Here is a 26,090-nt window from a genome sequence, read left to right as displayed (position 1 = left end):
CAGTGACGTCTAGAGCGATAATTTTATGAAACAAACGCTAATTGTTGAGCGATTATTTGATGGTGAGCAGTTCCACTCGAACAGGGTGATTACTATCGAGGCGGGGAAGATAACTCATGTTCAACGGGCTGAAGATTGCCAAACTATAGACTCAAGTGAGCTTGAGTACCTATCGGGTACTTTAGTGCCAGGGTTTGTGGATATTCAAGTGAATGGCGGCGGCGGGGCATTGTTTAATGCAGAGCCCAATCTTGAGTGTATTCAAACTATTGGCTGCGCCCATGCTCGATTTGGCACCAGTGGTTTTTTACCTACACTAATCACAGATGACGTCTCGGTAATGGCAAAGGCTGCAGATGCGGTAGCGTTGGCTATTTCACAGAAAACGGCGGGGGTGTTAGGCATTCATTTTGAAGGGCCTCATTTGAGTGTACCTAAAAAAGGGGTTCATCCGCAGCAATTTATTCGACATATATCCGATGAAGAACTCACCATTTTTAGACGTCAAGACTTAGGGATTAAAGTGGTGACCTTAGCGCCTGAAAATGTATCAAGCCAAGTGATTAAATCTTTGGTGAATGCGGGCGTTAGGGTGTGTCTCGGTCATTCCAATGCCGATTATGAAACCGTAATAAAAGCCATTGAGGCGGGGGCAACGGGGTTTACACATTTATTCAATGCCATGTCAGGATTAGGTTCACGCACTCCGGGTATGGTTGGTGCAGCGCTAGAGAGCCAAGAGACTTGGTGTGGGCTAATTGTCGATGGCCATCATGTGCATCCAGCAACGGCCAAAATCGCGATCAAGGCTAAGCCACGGGGGAAAGTGTTGCTGGTCACTGATGCTATGCCACCCGTGGGGATGGCTGATGATGCGAGCTTTGAGTTATTTGGTACTAAGGTGATACGTCAAGGTGATAGGTTAAATGCTACTACGGGTGAGCTTGCCGGTTGTGTGCTCGATATGGTTGGTGCGGTAAATAATAGTGTTGCTATGTTAGGCCTACCTCATAGCGAGGCCCTACGTATGGCGGCCTTATATCCAGCGCAATACTTGGGGCTAGGCGAACACTTAGGCTTAGTTAAAGCGGGTTATCAAGCTGATTTAGTGCTTTTAAATGAGGCTAACCAAGTCAGTCGAACCTATATCGCTGGCAAGCTAGTATTTACTCAGGAACAAAAGCGTTAAATATTTTTTATGGGTTTAGTGAGGAAGCTATGGCCGTGTTATCCACCACAGATGTGAACTCAAAAGTGGCCGTGCGAGTCAATAGCACTGAGCATAAGGGGCAAACTTCTACCTCCTTAAATAAACCAAGATTAAAATCTCTGGATGCACTACGAGGTTTTGATATGTTTTGGATTATTGGTGGGGAAGGGCTATTTGCTGCGTTATTTACATTAACGGGCTGGGCAGGGTGGAACATTGCCAGTAGGCAAATGCAGCATAGTCAATGGCATGGCTTTACTTTGTATGACTTGATATTTCCACTGTTTATATTTTTATCAGGCGTTGCATTAGGTTTATCACCTAAGCGATTAGACCAGCAAGCTTTTGCTGTGGCTCTGCCTTTATATCAACATGCCTGTAAGAGGTTAATTTTATTAATCGCACTTGGGATTCTTTATAACCATGGATGGGGAACGGGTATTCCAGCCGATCTCGATAAAATTCGTTATAGCAGCGTGTTGGCTCGTATTGGTTTTGCTTGGTTTTTTGCTGCTATGTTAGTCTGGCATACACGCTTAAGCATTCAAGTAATTGTGAGTGTTAGTATTATTGGTTTATACACGCTCGCACAATTGTATTTACCCGTACCTGGCGGACAAGCTGGGCAATTCACCTTAGATGCCAGTATCAATACCTATGTTGATGGGCTGCTGCGCCCTGGTATTGCCTATCAAGACCGGCCGCTAGATCCTGAAGGCATACTGTCTACAGTCCCAGCAGTCATCAATGCTATGGTGGGGGTGTTTGCGGGACAATTTATCATTCGGGCACACTCTAGAGGAGACTGGGCAAAAGTTGGGGTACTCATAGCTTGTGGTGTATTGCTGTTAGTGCTTGCTTGGTTACTCGAGCCCATGATCCCCGTTAATAAAGACCTATGGACCACAAGTTTTGTATTAGTCACCTCTGGATGGAGCCTGCTATTTCTCTCCTTGTTTTATGTGATTATCGATGTATTAAAATGGCAGAAATGGACCTTTGTTTTTGTGGTTATCGGAACCAATGCCATTATTGTGTATTTAGGCTCAAGCTTGATCGACTGGCACTATATTAGCCGCAGTTTATTTGCAGGTGTTATTGAAGCATTACCCGTTTCAAGTCAGCCTTTGTTGGTGGTTATTAGTTTTATCTCAGTTCAATGGTTAGTCTTGTGGTACATGTATCGCCGTCAAATATTTATTCGCATATAAAGATAACCGAGTACATCGTCAGTGATGATGAGTAAATCAATGAAATCAGAGTAAGGATTATAGAATGACAAGTTTAGTTCGTTATTACTAATTACAAATGACAGCGTTGTCTTAATGGTTAACATGTTCTAGTATTGAAACAGTCAAATTGAGTTTGGTCGTATCAGGCTCGATTAAGCTAAACCGCTAAGATAATAATGATAAATAAATATAATAAAGAGCAGGTTTATGGAAATGATAACCCCTACAAATGAGCAATCAAGAAGCAGCATAGTGCCTATGGCAATTGTGGCTATGCTGTTTTTTATACTCGGCTTTGCAACTTGGCTTAATGGCTCCTTAATGCCATACCTCAAGCAAATCCTGCAACTCTCTCCCTTTCAAGCATCACTGATTTTATTCTCTTTCTACATAGCAGTAACCTTTACTGCATTACCCTCTGCCTGGGTCATACGTAAAGTGGGCTATAAAAATGGCATGGCGTTGGGTATGGGAGTGATGATGGTGGCGGGGTTACTGTTTATTCCTGCAGCTCAAACCCAAGTATTTGCGCTATTTTTACTGGCACAACTCGTCATGGGAGCAGGACAGACACTGCTGCAAACGGCAGTTAATCCCTATGTGGTACGTTTAGGGCCTGAAGAGTCGGCTGCCGCCCGTGTTAGTGTGATGGGAATATTGAATAAAGGGGCGGGTGTTATCGCCCCTATGGTATTTACCGCGCTTATTTTAGATAGCTTTAAAGACAGAGTCGGCACGACATTAACCCAAGTACAAATTGATGAAATGGCGGCTAGCTTAATTTACCCTTATCTTGGCATGGCAATTTTCATCGGCATATTGGCTGTTGCAGTTAAGAAGTCGCCGTTACCCGAACTTGATAAAGACGCGGAAGATGAACATTCTGGGCAGGGGCAAATTAAGCAAGCTTTAGCACATCCGAACTTAGTGTTTGGCATCATAGCCTTGTTTGTCTATGTCGCCGTTGAAGTTATCGCAGGGGATACCATAGGTACGTTTGCGCTTACCCTAGGGGTGAAAAACTATGGGGTTATGACCTCATATACCATGTTGTGTATGGTGCTGGGTTATACCTTAGGAATAATTTGTATTCCTCGCTTTATCTCTCAACCCAACGCATTGATGTTGAGTGCTATTTTGGGTTTAATTCTCACTGCTGGCATAGTTTTTGGCGATAATAACTCCTACATGATTGCCAATACCTTATTAGTGCCATTTGGCGGGGCATACTTACCCGATACATTATTGATGATTGCCTGTTTAGGCTTAGCCAATGCGATTGTATGGCCTGCAGTATGGCCTTTAGCCTTATCTGGTATGGGTAAACTCACCAGTACAGGTTCAGCACTGCTCATTATGGGGATCGCGGGCGGCGCATTTGGTCCATTGTTTTGGGGCTTAACAAGTTCAGCAACTTCACTTGGCATGCAAGGGGGTTATATGGTGATGTTCCCATGTTACTGTTTCATCTTGTTTTATGCAGTAAAAGGCTACAAGATAAAAAGCTGGAAATAACCACCGAGCGTTTCAGAGCCAGAAAAAAGAGAGCGCAGGCTCTCTTTTTGTTTGTGGGTTTAACTCAATTTTGAGTTGAATTCGGGTCATAGCCGGCTAACGAACATCCAGCAGCTTCTGAGATTAAATCAATATTAAAAAATACCCAATTCAACAAATATTTCGATGTTAAGCGTGAAAGCTTATGGTATGTTAGATTTAAGTTATAAAGATCATGAATATAGGAACATGAATTGCGCATTTTACTTGAACAATAAGTGTTCACGCCAATCTAAGTTCCACTGACTAAATACGATTAATTATTGATGTTAAAGGATTAAAGGAAGCCCAATGCCAAATAAAATTACCTTACTTGAACCATCTAAACATGGTGAGTTAAAAATTGCAGCCACTGATTTCCAGCACGTTGCCGAGCAACACATAGTGCCAGTTAGCTTACATGAGATTGCTCATGCAGCGACTGAATACCCAATAGTATTTGTTAAAAACGGCGACTCTGATGATTTTCAAGCCGTTGCCATGATGGGATTAAAGCCAGGTACTAACCTAAGCGTTAAAGAAGGTAAGTGGCAAGGTCTGTATATTCCTGCCGTTGTACGTGACTATCCATTAGGTCTCGTGCTAAACCCTGAAGTCAAAGATAAGGTGTGGATTGGTATTCGCGAGAATGCTACCTCTGTGAGCAAAACAGAAGGTATTGCTTTATTTGATGGTGAACAAGAGTCTGAGTTTTTAGCTGCTAGAAAAGCTGCACTGATAACACACTTTGAGCAAGATCAAGCGAGCCGGGGTATTCTAGGCTTCTTATCACAGAAGGGACTGCTTAAGTCGCAAACTCTTACTGTTGATGTTGCGGGCGAAAAACGCAATATTAATGGCTTGTTTATCATTGATGAAGAAAAGTTGAATTTATTAAGTGATGCAGATTACCTAGAACTACGTAAACGTGGTCTGCTTGCACCGATTTATGCACACTTCGCATCGTTAAATCAGGTCAATCGTCTAGCCCGTAGCGAAGTGTTGTCCCAGCAAGTCAGCTAATCGTTATCACTTAGCCTTGCAATTAAAGCCTCTAAGTTAGAGGCTTTTTTATGGCTCAAATTTACTCAGGTTTTGTTCTGATATAAAACTGCGGCAGAAAAAGTCATTTACGCTTAAGTAACCTGAGATCGGTTTAAGCCATAACAGAAATCGCATTGAAATCGACATCTGTGATATTAAGTTGTGGCTTACTCTCTTTGAGTTGATAGGCAATTAAACCGCCAATCATATTCAGCATAAAACCATGCACACTTCTATGCCTCGAATGCTCGATTTGTGAGATATTCTTAAGCTGATCATTGATCGTTTCTATAATAAATCTTCGTGAAAGCATTGCCCTATCCCACAGTGATAAAACCTTCTTTTTCATGTTCTTGCGAACATTGTTTACTAGTGTTACGCCTTGCTCAAGTAGCTCGCTTGCCAACGCTTTACTGATATAGCCTTTATCCGCATACAGCTTGTCCATAGCATTCACCACCATGCCTGAAACAGGCTTAGTGTCATGGGTATTGGCTGGAGTAATTTTGGCGGCAACAATCCCCCCTTTATGGTTAACGATGAGATGAAGCTTGAAACCATAGAACCACCCCATGGTCCCTTTTCCGCGACGAGCAAGGCCAGATAACGTTTTATGTCGTGGAATTCGCAAATTGTGGCAAACCTTTACACTGGTCGAATCGACGAATTCAATCCCCGTAGGTAGACTTCTGATGCTGGAGAAATAGCTGCATAGTGGCACGACAGCTGTCGGCATAAGCTCAAGAAAACGGGTATAGCTGAGTAAGTGGGGGAAATCAGATTTGAAAAAACGAGCAAGATATCCAGTGTAGTAATTTTTGAAGTCACGATGATGAGATGTATGGAAGAGTATGATAATCGTCATTATTTCGCTCATGCTCATTCTGCTTGAACGTTGGCGCTTACGCGTGCCATCTGTTACGCATTGTTTTTTCCATTGCGGCATAAATACAGCACAAAAATCATCGACATCACAAAATACATCCACTAAATTATCCATAAGCCCTCTGCGTGATTGGTTCCTTCTTGGTCGAAAGATCTGATCACAAAGAGGGCGATTAGTTCAGTTTTTTATCCCGAGTTGAGGTTAAGTAAACTCAAATTACAGCCAATAAAAAAGCCACTCATTGAGTGGCTTTTTTATTTTTATGGTGCCGGCACCAAGAGTCGAACTCGGGACCTACTGATTACAAGTCAGTTGCTCTACCAACTGAGCTATGCCGGCTAAATTGTGGTGCCCGAACCCGGAATCGAACCAGGGACACGAGGATTTTCAATCCTCTGCTCTACCGACTGAGCTATTCGGGCAACTAAACTAAGTGTTAGTTTACTATTCTAAATTAGGTAATACTTAGTAGCTAACTCGCTTGCTAAGTGCTCCCTCGTTTGGAATGCGCACATAGTATATTTATGGCTTTTATCCTGCAAGTGCTTTTTAATAGTTTTCTATCGTTCGGCTAGTAATTGCTCAAAGTGGCCGTTTTTAGCCCATTTACAGGCATTTATTATGCTATTGATAGCCATTCTAGCCTGACAGTGTATTTAACTAGTCTTCAACAGGGGGAACATAACCTTCGATTTCTACTTGTTTGCCTTCAAATAAGAAGTTAATCATTTGCTGTTCGAGAAATTGTCTATCTTCGAGATTCATCATATTGAGTTTTTTCTCGTTGATGAGCATGGTTTGCTTTTGCTGCCATAAACCCCAAGCTTCTTTACTGATGTTATCAAAGATACGCTTGCCCAAGTCGCCAGGGTAGAGTTGGAAATCTAAGCCGGGCGCCTCTTTATTTAAATATACGCAGTTGACGTTACGAGCCATGGTTACTCCTAATAATGTAGTGGTTCTATTTTTAATGAGTGATTAGGTTAAGTTGCGCAAGGATACGTTCCGTTGCCGCGGCTAAGCCCACTTTATCTGGATGGCTTATGTTATACCAAAGCGTGTTGCTTTGCTCTTGGATCTCACTGGCTTGTGAAGCTTGGCTGTGATGGGCATCCAAATTTATCACCATGGCACTGATGTCGAGATGAAAATGGCTGAAAGTGTGCCTAAAACAGATAAGCGGCAGAGGAGTTAAATGCGCGAGTCCCTCATCGATGAGTTTTTGTTCTAGGGCTTGCTGGCTATCGAATTGCGGGAAACACCAGAGCCCGCCCCAGATCCCAACTGGCGGCCGTTTATTCATCAAGACTTTGCCATCTTGCACTAGCACTAGCATCCAGGCGGCTTTTTCTGGAATGATTTTTTTGGGTTTCTTACCAGGAAAATTGGCTTGAGTTTGTGTGCTAAAAGCTTGGCAGTCATCGCTGACCGGGCAGAGTTCACATTGAGGTTTACTGCGGCTGCAAAGGCTAGCGCCTAAGTCCATCATGGCTTGATTGTATTTGGCGACCTCAGATTTTGGGGTCTTTAGCTTAGTCATTTCCCATAAACGGTTTTCAACCACTTTTTGCCCAGGCCAGCCTTCGATGGCGCCGTGACGTGCCAATACTCGCTTGACGTTGCCATCCAATATGGGGTGATGCTGTTGTAAAGATAAGGACAGAATTGCGCCCGCTGTTGAGAGTCCAATACCCGGAAGCGCCAAGACTTGCTCTATGTCTTCTGGAAATCGCCCTTGATGATTATCACGAATGATTTGCGCGGCTTTTTGAAGGTTGCGCGCCCTTGCGTAATAACCAAGACCAGTCCAAAAATGCAGCACTTCATCCTGAGGAGCATTTGCTAAGGTCAAAATATCGGGAAAGCGCGCCATGAACTTTTGATAATAACCAATCACAGTGGCGACTTGAGTTTGTTGCAACATGATTTCAGACACCCAAACTGAGTAAGGGGTCTTATTGAGTTGCCAGGGTAAGGTTTTACGTCCATGGACGTCATACCAAGCGACAATGCGCTCAGCAAAAGTAGGAGAGGTATTCATGGCGGCAGTGTAGCCGCTCCGATTTAGTGAAACAAGCGCTAGTTATGGGCATGGAGACTAAATAATTAGTCTCTTGGGTGCACTTGCCAACTAATAGCAGATATACTTGCCAACTGAATGAATGACAGATTGAATTAGACTAATTAAAGCCCGCTTTAGTTGGTGAATATATAGAGGCAAGAATGAGCGACGTAACTACCGCTGAGTTTAATGAAGAAGGCAAGTACCTTCGCAAAATCAGAAGCTTTGTATTAAGAGAAGGCCGCTTGACTAAAGGTCAGGCTCAGGCAATTGAAGCCCATTGGCCTACCATGGGTTTAGATTACACCCCTGAAGCGATAGATTTAGTCAAAATATTTGGCCGTGAAGCGGACACAGTGTTAGAAATCGGCTTTGGCATGGGCGGCTCTTTAGTTGAAATGGCTGCAGCAGCCCCTGAACTTAACTATATTGGCATTGAAGTGCATAAACCTGGTGTGGGTGCCTGTTTAGGCGTAGCGGGTGAAGCTAAAGTCACTAATCTGCGCGTCTATCATCATGATGCTATGGAAGTGTTAGAGCACAGTATTGCCGATGGTTCACTTTCTCGTGTGCAACTCTTTTTCCCAGATCCTTGGCATAAGAAACGCCACCATAAGCGCCGTATCGTTCAAGCTGAATTTGCTGAACTTATTCGCCGTAAATTAAAGCTTGGCGGTGTATTCCATATGGCCACCGACTGGGAAAACTACAGCGAGCATATGCTCGAGGTGATGAACCTTGCACCTGGTTATAAGAATCAGTCTCCTACAGGTACTGTTGTTGAACGTCCAGATCACAGACCTTTGACTAAGTTTGAGGCTCGCGGCCACAGACTCGGCCACGGCGTTTGGGACATAATGTTCGAAAGAATAAGTTAACAGTCAGATAATAAATTAATAAGTTTACATTCAATATATAAGGTAACTGTCTAATGGCTAAGAATCGTAGTGCTCGTTTACGTAAAAAACTTCGTGTCGATGAATTCCAAGAGTTTGGTTTTGATATTAATTGGACATTTGAAGACAATGTTGCTGAAGCCGATATCGATAATCTGGTTGATCAGTTTATCAATGAAGTGATCGAACCGCGTAAGCTGGGCTTTCATGGTGGCGGTCATAAAGAATGGGAAGGTATCATAGCAACCCAAGACATTGGTAAATGTACTGAAGAAGATATTGCTCTGGTTAAAGCCTTTTGGCAGTCAAAGCCAGTTAGAGATCTAGAAATCAGCGCACTGTACGATATTTGGTGGGGCTAATCCCGTCAATGACAGAGCAATTACTGTTAGAGCAAGTGGTCGAACAGGTTCGACCCTTGCTGGGTAAGGGCAAGGTTGCTGACTATATACCAGCCCTTGCTAATGTGAGTTCGAATAAAATTGCCATTGCCATTACCACTATGGATGGCATCACGATTGGGGCTGGAGATTATCTCGAGCCTTTTTCTATTCAGAGTATTTCTAAGGTATTTAGCCTCACGGCAGCACTGGGCCTGTATGAAGAAGATGAAATCTGGCAACGCGTTGGCAAAGAGCCTTCCGGCCATTCATTTAACTCATTAGTCCAAGTGGAATTGGAGCGAGGAAAACCTCGTAATCCTTTTATTAATGCTGGCGCCTTGATCATCGCCGATTTACTTCAAAGCCGTCTCGGTGCGCCCAAACAACGCATGCTTGAAATTGTACGGCAACTGAGTTGTAACCCAAAAATTGGATACGACAAGGTGGTGGCAGATTCTGAATATCAATTCAGTGCCCGTAATGCCGCCATTGCTTACTTGATGAAATCCTTTGGCAACTTTGATGGTGATGTGGATACTGTGCTTAAAAGCTATTTCCATTACTGCGCCCTTAAGATGAATTGCGCTGACCTTTCTAAAGCCATGTTCTACCTTGCAAATCGCGGAAAAACGCTAACTGGCGAGCAACTGGTGACCCCCATTCAAACGAGGCAGCTCAATGCCTTGCTAGCCACATCGGGTTTATACGATGGTGCAGGGGAGTTTGCTTATCGTGTCGGCATGCCGGGTAAGAGCGGTGTGGGCGGCGGGATCATCGCCGTGATCCCAGGCGACATGTCTATCTGTGCTTGGTCGCCAGCGTTGGATGCCAATGGTAACTCGTTAGCGGGTACAGCCATGTTAGAGTTACTCAGCCAAAAGCTTGGCCGTTCAATTTTCTAGCCCTTCTTATTGCCTGCTAGCCTTTATATAGACGATGGATAGCCATTACAGTCCCAACTTGAGATCCATTTGATTGGTAAAATAGTGAAAGTGGAAGAGTTAAATAAGCTAAAAATTGGTTTATTTAACTCATGGAGGGATGCCTAGTTTGTGGGCTTTATCTGAAATCTTCATGAAAACATATAGCTTTCATAGCGTTACTGTTTTGGCATGACTTGTGCTTATCTAGTGTATTAACAAATAGCAATTAACCGTTCACAGCCACGCTTGTCAATGCCAGCCTTAGCATTGTTAGACAGGGTGTTGTAACAAGCATTGAATAAAGGATGATGATAATGAAACTAACAAGCTTAAAAAACCGAGCCCTTATTACTGGCACTTTATGTTCTTCGTTATTAGCGATGAGCATAGCGACGCCTGTGATGGCGAAGATGTCCTTGAATAATGAACAGTGCAATGTATCTCTTAATTACGATGTGACAGTAGAGCCTAAAAAGTTACTGGTAAGTGCTAACGGGGTTGAGCAGTATCGCGTCGAATTAGACCAGCTTTATGTCCAAGGCCAGTCTGTGAAACTCACTCCTAAGCAGAGCCAAGCCTTACAGCATTATTCAGATTCGATATTAACCCAAGTTCCAGAAGTTATCGCACTGGTATCTGAAGTCATGGTTATCGTGGATCAGTCTGTTACTACTGCGCTATCTCCTATTCTTGGTGAGCAGGCAAGTGTGCATTTAGACAAGATGATGCAAAGCATACAAGCCAAAGTCGATACTCTCGCTTACCGTCAAGGTGACAAGTTTTATCTTGGTGCCACTGAGTCTTCCATCGAAGACACTTTTAATGAAGAATTTGAACAAGAAATTGAACAAATGGTGATGAGCTCACTAGGCAGCATAATGATGTCCATAGGCAGCCAAATTTTATCTTCAGAAGGTGGCACATTTGAAGAAAAAATGAATGCCTTCTCAGCCAAGATGGACAATGTGGGTGATGAAATTGAGTTGCAAGTCGAGTCTCAAACTAAAAGTTTAGAGGCAAGGGCCGACAAGCTATGCAGTAATTTTGAAGGCCTTATGGTGCAAGAGAAAAACCTTCACCAACAAATCCCACAATTGTCGCCTTATGTCATTGCTAGTAACAATAGCGCGAAAAAGTAACTCAATGCTGTAGCTGTAATACCCTTTAGCTTTCCTCCCTGCATGCTTGCATGCCCTTAGTCCCACAGGTATTTTTACCCATTTGACTTTCCCTCCGTTTGCTTAGGCACACGGAGGGCTTTTTTTTGTTTGCATTTCTTTGTTCGTATTTATAAATTGTCAATTATAAATATAGAGCAATTGCTGGTTTATTTGATATACTCCCTGCCAAATTACAGTCTGAGCTAATATTCCTAACTGCCTAATTTTATATCACTTGGTTAGGAGGCTAGGTATTGTGAGTCTTGACGACTTTATTGTGCGACAGCACAACAAGTCTAAGGGGTTAACTGACTCACAATCCGGTTTGAGTTACTGACAAGACTGTCGAAGATTATTCATGTCGTACATAGCTTAAGGCGACTTACATGTTAGAACTGCTAGAACCCATTGCCATCTTTACCCATGTCGCCCGAGCCGGCAGCTTCAGTGCAGCAGCAAGACGTTTGGGGATCTCTAAATCTAAAGTGAGCACCCAAGTTGCCGATCTCGAGCATAAACTCGGTGTTCAGCTTATCCAGCGCACGACACGTAGTTTAAGCCTGACTGAAGCGGGCAATTTGCTCTATGTTCAAGGTGAAGAGCTATTACGTGATGCTGAGCAAGCCGTGTCCAGTGTTCATAATCTCAATGATGCCACCCGTGGTGTGCTTAAAGTGGGAATTTCCCAATCTTTTGGTACCATGCACATTATCCCTGCGTTACCTGACTTTATGGCTAGACATCCAGATCTTGAGCTGCAAGTGAGCCTACTGGATCATAAAGTTGACGTAGTGAGTGAAGGCTTAGATTTATTATTAACTATGTCCGAACAACTTCCGCTAGGCATGGTGGCAAGACCTTTGATGAAGTGTCAGTTCCTATTAGTCGCCTCTCCAAGTTACATAGCTCAACATGGCGTAGTTGCTCGTCCCGAGCAGTTGGTTGATCACAACTGTTTGGTGTATCAAGGCGAGTGGCATGAGCACAGCATGTGGCAGTTTAAGCGTGGTGAAGATTATTGCGAAATCGGCGTGTCAGGTAACTTTAGGGTCGACAATGCCCCGGCGCTTAAGTCAGCAGCCGTGAGCGGTTTAGGTGTCGCTTACCTTGCCAGCTACTTGATGGAAGATGAGATAGAAAAGGGTACACTTATCCCGCTTCTCACGGATTGGCAACTAACCAATCACCTGCCTTTGCAAGCGGTTTACCCAAGACGTAAACACTTAGCGCCTAAGGTGAGTGCCTTTATCGACTTTATTAAAACTCATATTGGTTCGCCTCCCCATTGGGATGCTAAGTATGAGCACCTCTACAAACAACGTAAGTAATAATGGAAACAGTGTTTTCTTGTAGAAATAAAGCCGTGGCAGATGCTGCGGTTTTATTTTTTTAGCTTTAAAATCAGTCGCTTACACTTTGTTGTATCTATTGCTTTACGAACAGTTAGGGAAGATTGAAACAGTAAGAACAACGCGCGGGGTTGCAGTCTGTTCTTATTTCAATACAATGGCTTGCAGTTGATTTGAGATAAGTTTATTACTGCAGATATTAAGATATGACCCCATCTTAATGTGTGTAAGCTTAATCGCTTGGCTTAGTTCAGATAGCTACTGGTAGCAGTTTATAATTAAAACAATACCGGACTTAAACCATCATCCTGTCTTTTTTGGTTACCCCAGCCTTTGGCTGGGGTATTTTTTTGCCTATTGAAAAATAAAGTTAAATAACCTCAACTCGGGTTAAGAGATGAATAAATGGTGTTGAAACAGCCTAAATTCAACATCTAGCACTCAAACTTGAACTTTGCACTGATAACAAGGCGAGTTTACGCGTCAATAGCTAGCCTATTGCAAGTGAACTCAACGCAGTTAGCGGTGCAAAGAGCTGTTTGATATACATTTATTATCCCGAGCTGAGGTTAAATACTCTTAGCTTTTATCCACTCTTCCACTTGTTGCTCTAGAATTGTGAGCGGCAGCGGGCCATTTTTAAGCAACAAGGTATGGAACTGGCCTAAGGAGAATTGCTCCCCCAGCTGCTGTTGCGCTTTTTCTCTAAGCTCGAGAATTTTTATCATCCCTACCTTGTACGCGGTTGCTTGGGATGGCATTACGATATGGCGTTCTACCATTTTAATGGCGTCTAATTCGGCGTTGGGGGTGTTATCCATGTAGTAGGCAATGGCTTGCTCACGAGTCCATTTCTGGCTATGGATGCCAGTGTCGACAACCAGACGACAGGCGCGCCAAAGTTCCATAGAAAGACGTCCAAAGTCAGAGTAGGGGTCGGCATAGAACCCCATTTCCTTAGGGAAATATTCGGTATACAGGCCCCAGCCTTCGATATACGCAGTATAACTGCCAAATTTACGGAACTTAGGCACATTGGTAAGCTCTTGTGCTATGGCAATTTGCATATGATGTCCTGGGATCCCCTCATGATAGGCTAACGCCTCGAGCTGATATTTAGGCATGGACTTCATGTCATAAAGATTGGCGTAAAAGGTACCCGGTCGTGAACCATCGGGGGCTGGTGGCTCGTAGAAGGCCTTGCCAGCAGATTGTTCTCGGAACGCTTCAACTTTCTTTACCTTTAACTCAGCCTTTGGCTGGATGTTAAACACTTCATCGAGGCGAGAATGCATAGTGTTGATAACGGTTCTGGCTTCGGTAAGATAGGCCGCTCTGCCCTCTAGGGTATCTGGGTAATAAAACTGTGGATCGTCCCGCATAAAGACAAAAAATGCTTGTAAGCTGCCTTTGAAGTTCACCTTATTCTTGATGACTTCCATAGCGGCATGAATACGCTCAACTTCGGCAAGACCAAGTTGGTGTATTTGAGTTGATGACATCTCTGTTGTCGTGGTCTTGGCCAGTGCATCATTATAAAAAGCTTCGCCATCGGGGAATTTCCACACTCCATCGCGATTATCGGCTCTGGCTTCTAAGGTTTTTATATAGCTAATAAAGTGTTCATAGGCTGGTTTTACCTTATCTGTTAAAGCACTTTTTGCTTGAGTCAGTAATTGTTTTTTCTGCTCAGGGGTCAAAGTTAAGGCATCTATTTTACGATTAAAGTCGGCCCAAATTGCACTTGACTTGTCGCTGTCATCAAAGGGAGCACCTTTGATGATGTTATTACTGTCCGAAATGGCGTAAGGGAAGACAAATTTGGGTGCGATGATATTTTTTTTCGCTCTAATTTCAAGATTGATTTCAAGCTGAGCCAGCATCTCAGGTATACCGTTCAAACGACTGATATAGGCATTGGCATCACTGATGTCGATAATTTGATGTTGGTTGATTAATAATGATGCCAGCATAGTATGCTGGCCGTACATTTGATTCACTGGGTAGCTGTGATGACGCCATTTATCTTGAGCTAAGGTTTGCTTCAAGTCGGCCTCAAGTAATTCATAGCTTAAGCGAGTTTGTCCATCTAGTTTGTGTTGGTCAATTTTTGCAAGTGTTGCCAAATGCTCTTTTATTTTAAGCATGCGCTTATCTTCGGCGGCATCACTGATGTCATTCCATTTGTCGTAGTCTTGTTTGATGCCTAGAAAAGTTTGTGACACTGGATTGGCCATGACTTCCGCCATAAATATCTCATCAAACAATTGGTTTGCCTGGCTTGATGCATCACTTAGGTTTTCTGTTTTACTTGAGGCTGAGCTCACGCTAGTTACACTACTTGTCGCCACATGAGTCCCATCATGGGCATAGGCATTGAAGGCTAGTCCAGTCAGCGCCGAGAGTAGGGCGAGTGACAATACACTTTTACGATATAGAGGCATAAGTTAAGACCTTAATTTGGACGCAAGTTTGCCGTTTGTGGCACTTGTCTGATTGCAGATATGGTGGTAATTAACCGCACCGTTGGATCCTGAATATTATCGGCAGCTAATGCTAATAAACTACGAGGCAAAAGGGCAATATAGAGTGTTAGCGAATGTGTCTAAGATGATGCTGGCGAGGCTTAAACCAAAAAATAAGCGATTAACTTATGCCCATTGCGGCGCAGATTAATCGCTTGTTATGTTTACTCATTGGCCTGCTCTTGCGAGCAAGTAGCCAGTTAAAAAATTAGATGCTTTCTTCCATAGGGCCTAAGGCTTGCGTTAAGGCTTGCACAAAGGCGATTAACTCGCTGCCCATTAAAGCAAAGTCTGCATCGAGTCTGGCTAATGGATCTTCACCACTCACTTCATCGTTATTGGCCCTAAACTCTTCAGAAAACTTAAGGCGTTTGACGCTGGCATCAGATTGCATTAAAAAGGCGATGGACTGAGCAAAATGCAGTGCCAGTTTATGCACTGACTTTCCTGTTGCTATATGGGCAAGTACTTCATCTTCTTGCAGCACTTGCTGCTTAAATCTGACGATACCACCTTCATCTGAATCAGACTTAAGCTCGGCCTCATCTTGCATGGCAAAGGGCAGCGGTGATTCACCAGCTTGCAGCCATTGGGTTAATGTCTGTTCTATTGGTGTGGTGAAACTTAAAGGAATGACGGGCAGACTGCCTAAGGCTTTACGCAATAAAGCTAACAACTCTTCGGCTTTAGTGGCACTTGAACTGTCTACCAAAATCATCTCTATTTCGGGCAAAATTAACGCGTGGGTCTGACTGCGACGCGAAAATGCTCGTGGTAATAAGGTGGTAGTGATTTCATCTTTAATGGTGTCTTTTTCTTTCTTAGTGACCTTGCGGTTTTCTAGTTCTTCAATTTCAGCCACTTTCTCATCTAAGGCTTCTTTGATCACTTGCCCAGGAAGAATCTTCTCTTCTTTAGTCACACAAATGAGATGACGATTTTCGGCGCTATGCACTAAGGCGCTGCCTTTTTTACCTAGGGCTTTAGAGAAGCCAAACTTACTGATATCTTGGCTAGAACAAGGTGAAAAAGTGAAATCAGCTAATGCAGTTTCCAGTGCCTCGGTATCCACAGAAAAAGGCTTATTAAAACGATAGAGGGTAAGATTTTTAAACCACATATCAGGCACTCATTAAATAAATAAAAAATGCAGTTTACGGTATACGGTCCATGGGGTAAACCTCGCTATAAGGGTATTGTTGTTTATTCCTAGTTGCTCAAATTGAACTGAAATCTTGGCTTAAACATCTTGTGCAAGGCGAAGCATTAGTATGATTTGCTAAGTTTTGGAGTGAACTGTTCAATTGTCATAACTCAGTCAAATTAATTAAACCAATGAATTTACGAAAGATGATGAAAACTTTTATGTAATTTTCATCTAAACTGTTGGTTTATTATTAGCACTGAAATATTTCTGCAATATAAACAAGGCAAACTTGCGCTCGTTCCAAACTAACTATCAAGACGAAAGATACCGTCAAAAGGATGAAATGATGAACGTTTTTAGCAAATCTTTACTCGCTGCTGCGATTGCAACTGCAACCCTGTCAACTGCTCACGCAGGTGAACCGCTTCAAGTGTACGGTAAGTTAAACGTCACAGCTCAATCAAATGATGTAAAAGGTGACACTAAAACCACTATCCAGAGCAATGCATCTCGATTTGGCGTAAAGGGTGATCTTGCGTTAAATAATTCTCTAGAAGCTTTTTATACCATCGAATATGAAGTCGATACTGGTGATGACGTTAAAGAAAACTTCAAGGCGCGTAACCAATTTGTGGGTTTAAAAGGCAACTTCGGTGCCGTTTCTGTGGGTCGTAATGACACTATGTTAAAAGTGTCTCAAGGCAAAGTGGATCAGTTCAACGATTTAGAAGCCGATGCTAAAAACCTGTTTAAAGGTGAAAATCGCATGGCACAAACGGCCACCTATTACACCCCTTCAGTGGGGGATTTCAAATTTGGTGTGACTTATGTTGCCGATGGTGACAGCGACCAAGCCTATCTGGATCTAAACAAAATAGAACAAACCCGTGACGGCTTCAGCTTAGCGGCCATGTACGGTGATGATGAGCTGAAAACCACTAACTTCTACGCGGCGCTCGCCTATGATTCGGAAGTTAAAGGTTATGATATTCTGCGTGCAACCGTGCAAGCAAAATTAGCAGATCTCGTTGTTGGTGGCATGTTCCAGCAGGAAGAGAAAGTTGATGGTGGCGATAGTAAAAACGGTTACCTGTTAAGTGCCGCTTATGAAATATCAGCAGTAACCTTAAAAGCCCAGTTCCAAGATATGGAAGACATGGGCGATTCTTGGTCTGTGGGCGGCGACTACAAGTTAGCTAAACCAACTAAGTTACTGGCGTTCTACTCCAATCGTTCGTTAGAAAAAGCAACCAGCGATGACAACTACTTCGGCATAGGCATTGAACATAAGTTCTAAGCTGTGAACAAGTAGGAAGATTAAGGGGGGGGGCTTTGGCTCCCCTTTTTGTTATTGGTTTTCGAAGATTTATGACAAGGGGGGATTTTGATGGCAAAATCATCACTAATTACTCGTCAAAGTCATAAATCTGTAATAGAAATGACCAATAATGTTCAAGTGGCAAATCAAGAGTAGAACTCGATTATGACAGCTAGGATTTTAATAGTAGAAGACGAATCAGCGATTCGTGAAATGCTTATTTTTGTTATGGAACAACACGGTTTTACTACAGTTGCTGCCGAGGATTTTGACTCGGCCATAGGGCTACTGCAAGAACCTTATCCGGATCTTATTCTGTTAGATTGGATGTTCCCAGGCGGCAGTGGCATTCAATTGGCTAAACGCTTAAAACAAGATAAGTTTACCCGTCAGATCCCCATCATAATGCTAACCGCACGCGGTGAGGAAGAAGATAAAGTCAAAGGGCTTGAAGTAGGCGCCGATGATTATATCACCAAACCTTTTTCGCCAAAGGAGCTGGTGGCGCGGATAAAAGCGGTGCTGCGCCGCAGTGCGCCGACACGTTTGGAGGAAACTATCGACGTTCAGGGCCTGCAATTAGATCCTGTTAGTCACAGGGTTTGCGTGGGTGATTCAGTGCTCGATATGGGGCCGACAGAGTTTAGGTTGCTGCACTTCTTTATGACTCATCCAGAGCGAGTCTATAGTCGTGAGCAGTTGCTTGATAATGTCTGGGGCACCAATGTCTATGTGGAAGACCGGACGGTAGATGTGCACATCAGACGTTTGCGTAAAGCAGTAGAGAATACCGGCCATGACAGACTCATACAGACAGTACGAGGCGCGGGCTACCGTTTCTCGACACGTATGTAGTTAAGAGTATTTCAGGAACATTGCGCTGAGATTAACGAGTAACCCGCTGACAAGGGGGTAAAAACTGCTACAATTGCAGCGTTTTATTCGTTTGCTGGACTCAGCGACCATTTATTAGGTTAATTATGTTTGATGCATACTCAGGGTTACGCTTAGGGATAAAGTTAGCGGCTATTCTGTTGTTTCTTACCTTTGTGGGATTAATGTTCGGTGAGCTGAACTTGATGTTACTGCTGGGTGTCATCGCTTTATTAGGCTGGCATTATAGGCAGATTAGCCGACTTAATTTTTGGCTCTGGAAAGACAAGCGCCTAACACCGCCCCAAGGCCGTGGTAGTTGGGAAGGGATTTTTAACGGTATTTACCGCCTGCAAGGCAAGAATCGACGCAGAGTCGGCCAGTTGGCAAGCTTACTTGGCCGTTTTAGACAAGGCGCGGAAGCCTTACCCGATGCCGCAGTCGTACTTGATTCTGAACATAATATTCTCTGGTGTAACAAGCTTGCCCAATTAATTTTAGGGTTTGTCTGGCCCCAAGACAATGGCCAACGCATCGACAACCTCATCCGTCATCCTGATTTTTCTGCTTATCTCAAAAGTGGCGCTTTCCAGCAGCCGCTAGCCTTAGCATCACCCGTGTCTGATGCGCGCTTATTGGAAATTCGTATCATGGCTTACGGTGACCGGCAGCTCTTGCTTATTGCCCGGGATATCACCCGTATTCATCAGCTTGAAGGCATGCGCAAAGAATTTGTCGCTAACGTATCCCATGAGCTTAAAACACCACTTACCGTGCTTCAGGGGTATCTTGAGATCATGCAAGGCATGGAAGAGGAAAACTCCCCTAAAGCCAAACCCCTAAAACTCATGCAACAGCAAACCGAGCGCATGCAGAGCATGGTGGAGCAATTATTAGCCTTATCCCGCATCGAGGATGCCAGCGACATAAACTTATCAAGTCGAGTGGATATGGATAAGTTGATGCAACAGTTAAAAGAAGAAGCCAAGGCGCTCGCTTTAAATAATTACCAAGTGGACTTTAGTTGGGACAAGGGGCTCAATAGCCATGGGGATGAATTGCAACTTAGAAGTGCTTGCATCAATTTGATATCTAATGCTATTCGATACACACCCCCAGGCGGGAAAATCACTGTCAGTTGGCGCAGAGTGGCCACAGGTGGACTATTTAGTGTCACAGACACAGGTTTTGGCATAGCACCGCAGCACATTAGCCGCTTAACTGAGCGTTTTTATCGGGTCGATAATGCTCGTTCCAGTAAAACCGGTGGCAGTGGCTTGGGGCTCGCGATAGTTAAACATGCCTTGAGCCACCACCACAGCGAGCTTTCTATTCAGAGTGAGTTAGCTAAAGGCAGTACCTTCAGCTTCGTTATCCCAAACCATTTGCTCAGCTCGCCTCATTAATGGCTTGGATCATTTTATCGAAAAGATGGCCCAAGGTTACAGCATCACCAAATTAATCAACAAACGGCTAATCAAGAAATTGGGACAAAATATCGTTAACAAACATATGGCCTTTACTGGTCAGCTGCCAGTGAGTCTCATCCTGAGTGATTAGCCCGCGAGACTCTGCTTTCGCCATGCCAATATCAAGACTGCTATGGGCTTGGCCGGTGCGCTGCTCAAATTCAGTCTTAGGGATGGGCGTCATTAGCCTTAAGCGGTTCATCAAGTATTCCAGTCCCATGTCTTCGCTTAAGATTGGCGTCACTGATGCGGCGAAGTGATTAGCCTTATTAGCCGTTGACGGACTAGCTTCATGTGATTTATTCGCAGAAAGCGCGGTTTCAGCGCTAGCAAGGTAACCCTTAGGGTGTTTTATCTTAACGGTGCGGATAACGCTGGTCTCATCCATTAAGGTTATCTTACCGTGTGCGCCGCAGCCTATGCCTAAATAATCGCCAAACTGCCAGTAGTTAAGATTATGTCGGCATTGAAAGCCAGGCTTAGCATAGGCTGATATCTCATATTGCTCATAACCTAAGGCGGCTAGCTTTTGCTGACCTTGCTGATAAATCTGCCATAAGTCTTCATCATCTGGCAATTGCGGCGGTTTAGAGTGGAATAAAGTATTGGGCTCTATGGTGAGCTGATACCAAGACAAATGCGGCGGCGCCAGAGAGACGGCGGTATCGATATCATGCATGGCTTCACTAAAGCTTTGGTTAGGTAAGCCGTGCATCAAATCGAGATTAAAACTTAAGTAATCGGCCTCCTTGGCTTTTTGCGCCGCAACCACGGCTTCATTTTGGTCGTGAATTCGCCCAAGTAAATTTAGCTTATCTTTGGCAAAGCTCTGCACCCCGATAGAGAGTCGAGTCACCCCTGCTGCCCTGTAGGCGCTAAAATCATCATGTTCTAGGGTGCCAGGGTTGGCTTCCATGGTGATTTCTATATCTCGTTCAAAAGGGATAAGCGCTTGGACGCCAAGGAGCAGTCGCTCAATTTGCTTAGCGTCGAACAAAGAGGGGGTGCCGCCACCGATAAAAATGGTGTGCAATTGCCTGCCTTGAACATAATCCATGTCTTGAGCTAGGTCGGCCAATAGGGCATCCACATAAGCTTGTTGCGGTAATTCCCCATGCTGACCGTGGGAATTAAAATCACAATAAGGGCACTTTTGAACGCACCAAGGAATATGGATATAGAGGCTTAATGGCGGCAACTGCAACATGGTATGGGGTTATCCTGTAATAATGCCGTGGGCGGTTAATGCGCTAAGCAGCAACTTAAGGGCTTTGCCTCTGTGGCTAACGCTATTCTTTTGGCTGTCGCTGAGCTCTGAGGCGGTGCACTCTTCAAGTTCTGGAATAAAAATAGGATCGTACCCGTGACCGTTTTCACCTTGAGGCTGCAGTGCTATCTTGCCTTCCCATGAAGCTTGGCAGATAACAGGGCTAGGATCATCACAGTGGCGCATATAAACCAAAACGCATTGAAAGCGAGCGCTGCGATTCGCTTCCCCTTCAAGGGCAGTTAACAACTTAAGGTAGTTATTCTTCTCGTTGGCATTAGGGGCAGCATAACGGGCTGAGTATATGCCAGGTGCGCCATTTAATGCATCGACCTCCAAGCCAGAGTCATCACTGATGGCTGGCATGCCAGTCACTTTTGCGGCATGGCGGGCCTTAATAATGGCATTCTCAACAAAAGTGGTCCCAGTTTCAGCCACTTCGGTGACATTGAACTGGCTCTGTGGCAATACCTTGATGCTAAATGGCGCAAACATCTGTTCAAATTCTTTGAGTTTGCCTTTGTTGCCGCTGGCGAGCACGATTTGTTGCATGAATAACCTGCTGAATATCTAACTGGAGAATAGGGCGTCATGATACCTAACCCTGCGGCCATCAACAAGGCAATCCCCGCGGGTTGGCGGTGGTTTATGAGAGTGATGTACCTTGAAATAAAAACACCCTGCCATAAGCAAGGTGTTTATCTCGTCTGTGTATCAGTTAAAGGAGTCTATTAGTCGATATAGAATTTTTGTTTGAATTTAACTGAGGTATTAAGTTTAGAGTTGTACTTGATTGAGATATCAAAATTGATTTCTTGATCGTCACGATAAGGCACCTGAGCGATGTAATATATCGAATCACCTTCTCGTATTTCTTTAAATTCAAGCTCAATTCTTGCATCTAACAAGTTATTGGCAAGGCCAGAAATTTCCACCGCAACGGCTGGCATATGCTCTTGGCTAGCATCGAGCACAGTAATATTAACTAAACCTGTGTAACGACTGCGCTCTATGCCGTAAGTTTTCGCTATTGCGGGGGTAATAAAGGTACTGCTAAGCGCCATATAGTGAATATCATAATTGCCGACTTTCTGTTTTTGTTCGGCATTGGCTAAGCCTGAAAAACTGATACCAATCAGCACTAACATCAGTGCAATTGATTTTGATAAGTGGTTTACCATGTCTTGTGTCCTCGTTGTGCCTCTGTCCTGAAACTTGGGAGAGTGCTTATCATAAATTGAGTATAGGCTAAGGTGGTATTTTGAGCGCAAAAGTTATCCAGAGTTAACCAGAATTGCTTTTGCTCCATAGCGTTATCCTTTGGTCGCTCAATTGAAGCGCCTAAACCAATCAAGTTAAATCACCGCCCAGAATGGCACGTACTGGGACAAGAGCATATTTAAAAAATTAAGCCCTATGATGACAAACATCACAGATAAATCTAACCCACCCATAGGCGGGATGATACGTCTTACTGGGGCGAGAACCGGTTCAGTTAATTGGGTCATCATCATCACAATAGGGTTATGACCTTGGTTAAACCAGCTTAATAAGGCGCGAATAAGGATAAGCCAAAATAGCAGTACTCCGGCTTCTTTCACTACTGAGATAAGTGAAAACAGCAGTAAGGTCAGAATATCGATAGCAGCGCCTGCAAGCAGAGTAAGCACTAACATTTTCACCAGTACAACGAGCAGCGCTAACACGATAGAAGCTGTGTCTATGCTACCCACTGAAGGCAGTATTCTGCGCATCGGCGCTAATACCGGGTGGGTGGCCTTAACGATAAATTGGCTAAATGGATTGTAAAAGTCGGCTTTTGCCCATTGCAGCCAAAAACGCAAAATAACAACCATTAAATAGAGATCGAAGACTGTTGTGATTAAAAAACTCATTGCATTCATGTTCATGTGCCTTGTTATTGTCGCTTTAATTATTGCAGCTTTAGTTGATGCTGATCCAGTGGTGAAACGTTAGTTGCTTTACGTTGGGCGTAAGCAATTAAACATCTAAACTGATTGTGCACGGTTCGCCCCTGCAGATAAATGATATTTTATCTCTAGGGGCAAACATATAGCGGTGACTTAAAATGTTTTGGCCATTTCATCGGCTCTATTGATGCAATTCACCATGGCTTGTTTGACCAAACCGCGAATATCACCGCGCTCAAAGGTGGCTAATGCTTCGGCCGTGGTGCCGCCCTTTGAGGTGACATTGGTTCTAAGCGCAGCTGGGCTTAAGTCTTGATTGTTAACTATCATCTGCGCCGCGCCAAGGGCGGCTTGTTCGGCCAATAATCGTGATTTTGTTTCATCCATGCCTAAGGCTACACCGGCTTCAATCATGGATTCTACGAATAGGAAAAAGTACGCTGGCGAGCTACCCGCGAGGGCTATCACCAAATTAAGTTCGGCTTCCTTATCTACCCACATGACTTTGCCGCCAGTTAGCATCAAGGTTTCGGCCAATTTTTTTTGTTGCTGATTAATACCTTCAACGGCGAACAGTCCTGTCATGCCGTGACCGATTTGGGTCGGGGTATTTGGCATGCAGCGGATCAAAGGGACCTGTTGCTTAAAATAGTCATCATAGCGATTAGCCGTGATGCCTGCTGCGATAGTGATGACTAACTTATCAGATAAATCTAGCAGTTGCAGCGCCTCACACACTTGCTGCATAAGTTGCGGTTTAACGCCTAACACTATGACATCGCACTCTTTAGCCGTGGCTAAATTGTCGTTGGAGACTTGGATATTGAAGTCAGCCACCATGGCATCAAGCTTGCCTTGGCTTGGATTGGTGGCGTAGATCAAGTCTGCAGGGTAACCGTGTGTCACTAGGCCGCTGACTATGCTGCGTGTCATGTTGCCAGCGCCGATAAAACAGATTTTTGCTTGTGTCATGCTTATGTTCCCAATGGGTTAAAAGGCTATGCTGTTAAATCAGCTGAGATAAAAAGCCCTTGGTATCAAAAATGTAAAACTCGCGCACACTTAAATCAGAGCGCATCAAAGCGAGTGCATACCAAAACTAGCGCGCTCCGAAAATGGCGCTACCTATTCTCACTAAGGTTGAGCCGTGGGCGATGGCAAGGCTAAGATCGTCACTCATGCCCATAGAAAGCGTATCTAGCTGAGGGTAAGTTTGCTTAAGTGTATCAAAACATGCCTTAAGTTGGCTAAATTCCTTTGAAAGCTGAGCTTGGGCTTGCCCGGCATTGTCAAAATTAGCCTGTTGACTGGGAATGGCCATTATCCCTCTAAGCTTGAGCTTAGGCAGTGAATGGATGATGTTGGCAAGGGCTGGGACTTCGGCAAGGGTGACGCCTGCCTTACTGTCTTCGCCACTGATGTTCACTTGTATGCATACGTTTAATGGCGGTTTATCTTGCGGGCGCTGCTGATGAAGACGTTGAGCTATTTTTTCACGGCCAAGGGTGTGCAACCAATGGAAGTGTTCGGCAATGATGCGGGTCTTGTTTGATTGCAGCGGGCCAATAAAGTGCCACTCGATATCGGGATAATCTTGAGCCAAATCGATGATTTTCTGCTGGCCTTCTTGAACATAATTTTCCCCAAAACGGCGTTGTCCCGCTTGGTAGGCTTGGATAATATCACTCAGGGGCTTGGTTTTACTCACGGCGAGGAGGTTGACACTTTGGGCTGGACGGTGATGTTCTTGTTCAGCTTGAGCGATTCTGCACTGGGCGAGCTTGAGTCTGTCTGCTATTGTTGTCATATATTTAATATTGCTTGAATGGATGTCTATCACGATGGAAATTACTGAATTATTAGCCTTTAGCGTAAAACATAAGGCATCAGATCTTCACTTATCAGCAGGTGTATCGCCTATGATCCGAGTCGATGGCGAAGTCAGAAAAATAAATCTGCCGGCGCTGGATCATCAAGGCGTTCACAGCCTAGTGTACGATATAATGAATGATAAACAACGCAAAGACTATGAAGAGCACCTAGAAATCGATTTTTCCTTCGAAGTGCCTAATTTAGCTCGCTTTCGTGTTAATGCCTTTAATCAGTCTCGTGGCGCGGGCGCAGTATTTCGTACGATCCCCAGTGATATTTTATCCCTTGAGCAGTTAGGTGCTCCTGAAATTTTTAAGAAAATCGCAAGCTTCCCAAGGGGGCTGGTGTTGGTGACTGGGCCCACTGGCTCGGGTAAATCAACCACCTTGGCAGCCATGGTGGATTATGTGAATGAAAATCGTCACGATCACATCTTAACCATCGAAGACCCCATAGAATTTGTGCATCAAAACAAGCAATGTTTGATTAACCAGCGTGAAGTGCATAAACACACCCACAGCTTTAATGCGGCGTTACGTTCGGCGCTGCGTGAAGATCCTGATGTTATTCTCGTGGGTGAAATGCGAGATCTTGAGACCATACGCCTTGCCATGACGGCGGCGGAAACTGGTCATTTAGTGTTTGGCACCTTGCATACTACGTCAGCTGCCAAGACCATTGACCGTGTGGTCGACGTATTCCCCGCGGGTGAAAAAGACATGGTGCGCACCATGTTGTCAGAATCCTTACAGGCGGTTATCTCGCAGACCTTGATCAAGAAAATTGGCGGCGGCCGGGTTGCCGCCCATGAAATCATGATGGGCACCCCGGCTATTCGTAACCTCATTCGTGAAGATAAAGTGGCACAAATGTACTCAGCGATTCAAACGGGTATGTCTCACGGGATGCAAACCTTGGAGCAGAGCCTGCAAGTGTTAGTGAATCGTGGTCTTATTACTCGTGAAGATGCCATGTCTAAGAGCTCAAATAAACAAGCTAATTTTTAAGGA

At 44.2% G+C, this 26,090-nt stretch carries 24 protein-coding genes and 2 tRNA genes; 13 read left to right on the top strand and 13 right to left on the bottom strand.

Features of this window, described 5'->3' with window-relative positions; translation table 11 throughout:
• Positions 1–25: 25 nt before the first annotated feature.
• The 4 genes from nagA (at position 26) to SDEN_RS14050 (ending at position 4,998) form a co-directional block, all read left to right on the top strand.
• Positions 26–1,189 (top strand): N-acetylglucosamine-6-phosphate deacetylase, encoded by a 1,164-nt coding sequence (nagA, locus tag SDEN_RS14065; RefSeq protein WP_011497133.1) that lies wholly within the window; start codon positions 26–28, stop codon positions 1,187–1,189.
• A gap of 29 nt (positions 1,190–1,218) precedes the next feature.
• Positions 1,219–2,421: a transmembrane glucosamine N-acetyltransferase NagX gene (gene nagX, locus SDEN_RS14060; RefSeq protein ID WP_011497132.1), complete on the top strand. Its 1,203-nt coding sequence runs from the start codon at positions 1,219–1,221 to the stop codon at positions 2,419–2,421.
• A gap of 234 nt (positions 2,422–2,655) precedes the next feature.
• Positions 2,656–3,957 carry an N-acetylglucosamine MFS transporter NagP gene (gene nagP, locus SDEN_RS14055; RefSeq protein ID WP_011497131.1) on the top strand — a complete coding sequence of 434 codons (1,302 nt, stop codon included), beginning with the start codon at positions 2,656–2,658 and terminating at the stop codon, positions 3,955–3,957.
• A 330-nt stretch (positions 3,958–4,287) separates the two neighbouring features.
• Positions 4,288–4,998: a SapC family protein gene (locus SDEN_RS14050; protein WP_011497130.1), complete on the top strand. Its 711-nt coding sequence runs from the start codon at positions 4,288–4,290 to the stop codon at positions 4,996–4,998.
• Positions 4,999–5,131: 133 nt separating this feature from the next.
• Here SDEN_RS14050 and SDEN_RS14045 read toward each other — a convergent pair whose 3' ends face one another.
• The 5 genes from SDEN_RS14045 to mutY all read right to left on the bottom strand — a co-directional run bounded on the left by SDEN_RS14045 (position 5,132) and on the right by mutY (position 7,946).
• Positions 5,132–6,019, bottom strand: a complete 888-nt coding sequence (locus SDEN_RS14045) for an IS982-like element ISSde7 family transposase (protein ID WP_011495538.1) — start codon at positions 6,017–6,019, stop codon at positions 5,132–5,134.
• A gap of 149 nt (positions 6,020–6,168) precedes the next feature.
• A tRNA-Thr gene (locus SDEN_RS14040) sits at positions 6,169–6,244 on the bottom strand.
• A gap of 7 nt (positions 6,245–6,251) precedes the next feature.
• Positions 6,252–6,327 (bottom strand) — tRNA-Phe (locus SDEN_RS14035).
• 238 nt (positions 6,328–6,565) lie between these two features.
• On the bottom strand, positions 6,566–6,841 hold the full coding sequence (locus tag SDEN_RS14030; protein ID WP_011497129.1) for an oxidative damage protection protein: 276 nt from the start codon (positions 6,839–6,841) through the stop codon (positions 6,566–6,568).
• Between the two features lie 31 nt (positions 6,842–6,872).
• Positions 6,873–7,946 carry an A/G-specific adenine glycosylase gene (gene mutY / locus SDEN_RS14025; protein WP_011497128.1) on the bottom strand — a complete coding sequence of 358 codons (1,074 nt, stop codon included), beginning with the start codon at positions 7,944–7,946 and terminating at the stop codon, positions 6,873–6,875.
• Between the two features lie 182 nt (positions 7,947–8,128).
• Here mutY and trmB point away from each other — a divergent pair, with 182 nt between their 5' ends.
• The 5 genes from trmB (at position 8,129) to SDEN_RS14000 (ending at position 12,657) form a co-directional block, all read left to right on the top strand.
• A complete protein-coding gene (gene trmB / locus SDEN_RS14020) occupies positions 8,129–8,845 on the top strand; it encodes a tRNA (guanosine(46)-N7)-methyltransferase TrmB (protein WP_011497127.1) in 717 nt (238 codons plus the stop codon).
• A gap of 53 nt (positions 8,846–8,898) precedes the next feature.
• Complete coding sequence (locus SDEN_RS14015; RefSeq protein WP_011497126.1) at positions 8,899–9,225, top strand: YggL family protein; 327 nt, start codon at positions 8,899–8,901, stop codon at positions 9,223–9,225.
• A gap of 8 nt (positions 9,226–9,233) precedes the next feature.
• Entirely contained in the window at positions 9,234–10,148 is a 915-nt protein-coding gene (gene glsB / locus SDEN_RS14010) for a glutaminase B (RefSeq protein ID WP_011497125.1), read from the top strand.
• A gap of 335 nt (positions 10,149–10,483) precedes the next feature.
• Entirely contained in the window at positions 10,484–11,308 is an 825-nt protein-coding gene (locus SDEN_RS14005; protein ID WP_011497124.1) for a YggN family protein, read from the top strand.
• 407 nt (positions 11,309–11,715) lie between these two features.
• Positions 11,716–12,657 carry a LysR family transcriptional regulator gene (locus tag SDEN_RS14000; protein ID WP_011497123.1) on the top strand — a complete coding sequence of 314 codons (942 nt, stop codon included), beginning with the start codon at positions 11,716–11,718 and terminating at the stop codon, positions 12,655–12,657.
• 590 nt (positions 12,658–13,247) lie between these two features.
• Here the strand turns inward: SDEN_RS14000 and SDEN_RS13995 are convergent.
• The gene (locus tag SDEN_RS13995) at positions 13,248–15,122 is read right to left on the bottom strand and encodes a DUF885 domain-containing protein (protein ID WP_011497122.1); all 1,875 of its coding nucleotides are present in this window, start codon (positions 15,120–15,122) and stop codon (positions 13,248–13,250) included.
• A 289-nt stretch (positions 15,123–15,411) separates the two neighbouring features.
• The gene (gene rdgC, locus SDEN_RS13990; protein WP_011497121.1) at positions 15,412–16,323 is read right to left on the bottom strand and encodes a recombination-associated protein RdgC; all 912 of its coding nucleotides are present in this window, start codon (positions 16,321–16,323) and stop codon (positions 15,412–15,414) included.
• 370 nt (positions 16,324–16,693) lie between these two features.
• Between rdgC and SDEN_RS13985 the strand changes: the two genes are divergently transcribed.
• From SDEN_RS13985 to phoR, 3 genes are all read left to right on the top strand, one after another.
• On the top strand, positions 16,694–17,647 hold the full coding sequence (locus tag SDEN_RS13985; protein ID WP_011497120.1) for a porin: 954 nt from the start codon (positions 16,694–16,696) through the stop codon (positions 17,645–17,647).
• Between the two features lie 186 nt (positions 17,648–17,833).
• On the top strand, positions 17,834–18,523 hold the full coding sequence (phoB, locus tag SDEN_RS13980; RefSeq protein WP_011497119.1) for a phosphate regulon transcriptional regulator PhoB: 690 nt from the start codon (positions 17,834–17,836) through the stop codon (positions 18,521–18,523).
• A 125-nt stretch (positions 18,524–18,648) separates the two neighbouring features.
• Positions 18,649–19,947 carry a phosphate regulon sensor histidine kinase PhoR gene (phoR, locus tag SDEN_RS13975; RefSeq protein ID WP_011497118.1) on the top strand — a complete coding sequence of 433 codons (1,299 nt, stop codon included), beginning with the start codon at positions 18,649–18,651 and terminating at the stop codon, positions 19,945–19,947.
• Between the two features lie 67 nt (positions 19,948–20,014).
• Here the strand turns inward: phoR and hemW are convergent, their stop codons facing one another.
• The 6 genes from hemW to SDEN_RS13945 form a co-directional block, all read right to left on the bottom strand.
• The gene (gene hemW, locus SDEN_RS13970; RefSeq protein WP_011497117.1) at positions 20,015–21,217 is read right to left on the bottom strand and encodes a radical SAM family heme chaperone HemW; all 1,203 of its coding nucleotides are present in this window, start codon (positions 21,215–21,217) and stop codon (positions 20,015–20,017) included.
• Positions 21,218–21,226: 9 nt separating this feature from the next.
• Positions 21,227–21,829 (bottom strand): RdgB/HAM1 family non-canonical purine NTP pyrophosphatase, encoded by a 603-nt coding sequence (gene rdgB / locus SDEN_RS13965; protein WP_011497116.1) that lies wholly within the window; start codon positions 21,827–21,829, stop codon positions 21,227–21,229.
• Between the two features lie 179 nt (positions 21,830–22,008).
• Entirely contained in the window at positions 22,009–22,425 is a 417-nt protein-coding gene (locus SDEN_RS13960) for a DUF4426 domain-containing protein (RefSeq protein WP_232279972.1), read from the bottom strand.
• A gap of 207 nt (positions 22,426–22,632) precedes the next feature.
• Entirely contained in the window at positions 22,633–23,181 is a 549-nt protein-coding gene (locus tag SDEN_RS13955; protein ID WP_041405819.1) for a YggT family protein, read from the bottom strand.
• Positions 23,182–23,361: 180 nt separating this feature from the next.
• The gene (gene proC, locus SDEN_RS13950; RefSeq protein WP_011497113.1) at positions 23,362–24,180 is read right to left on the bottom strand and encodes a pyrroline-5-carboxylate reductase; all 819 of its coding nucleotides are present in this window, start codon (positions 24,178–24,180) and stop codon (positions 23,362–23,364) included.
• Positions 24,181–24,307: 127 nt separating this feature from the next.
• Positions 24,308–25,015 carry a YggS family pyridoxal phosphate-dependent enzyme gene (locus tag SDEN_RS13945; protein ID WP_011497112.1) on the bottom strand — a complete coding sequence of 236 codons (708 nt, stop codon included), beginning with the start codon at positions 25,013–25,015 and terminating at the stop codon, positions 24,308–24,310.
• A gap of 34 nt (positions 25,016–25,049) precedes the next feature.
• On the opposite strand from SDEN_RS13945, the gene SDEN_RS13940 reads away from it, so the two are divergent.
• Positions 25,050–26,087 (top strand): type IV pilus twitching motility protein PilT, encoded by a 1,038-nt coding sequence (locus SDEN_RS13940; RefSeq protein WP_041405818.1) that lies wholly within the window; start codon positions 25,050–25,052, stop codon positions 26,085–26,087.
• Positions 26,088–26,090 lie beyond the last annotated feature (3 nt).

This window comes from Shewanella denitrificans OS217 (genome assembly GCF_000013765.1).
In the GTDB taxonomy this organism is placed as follows: Bacteria; Pseudomonadota; Gammaproteobacteria; order Enterobacterales; family Shewanellaceae; genus Shewanella; species Shewanella denitrificans.
Note: the sequence above shows the minus strand (reverse complement) of the source record. Positions and strands in the feature narration are given on the sequence as shown.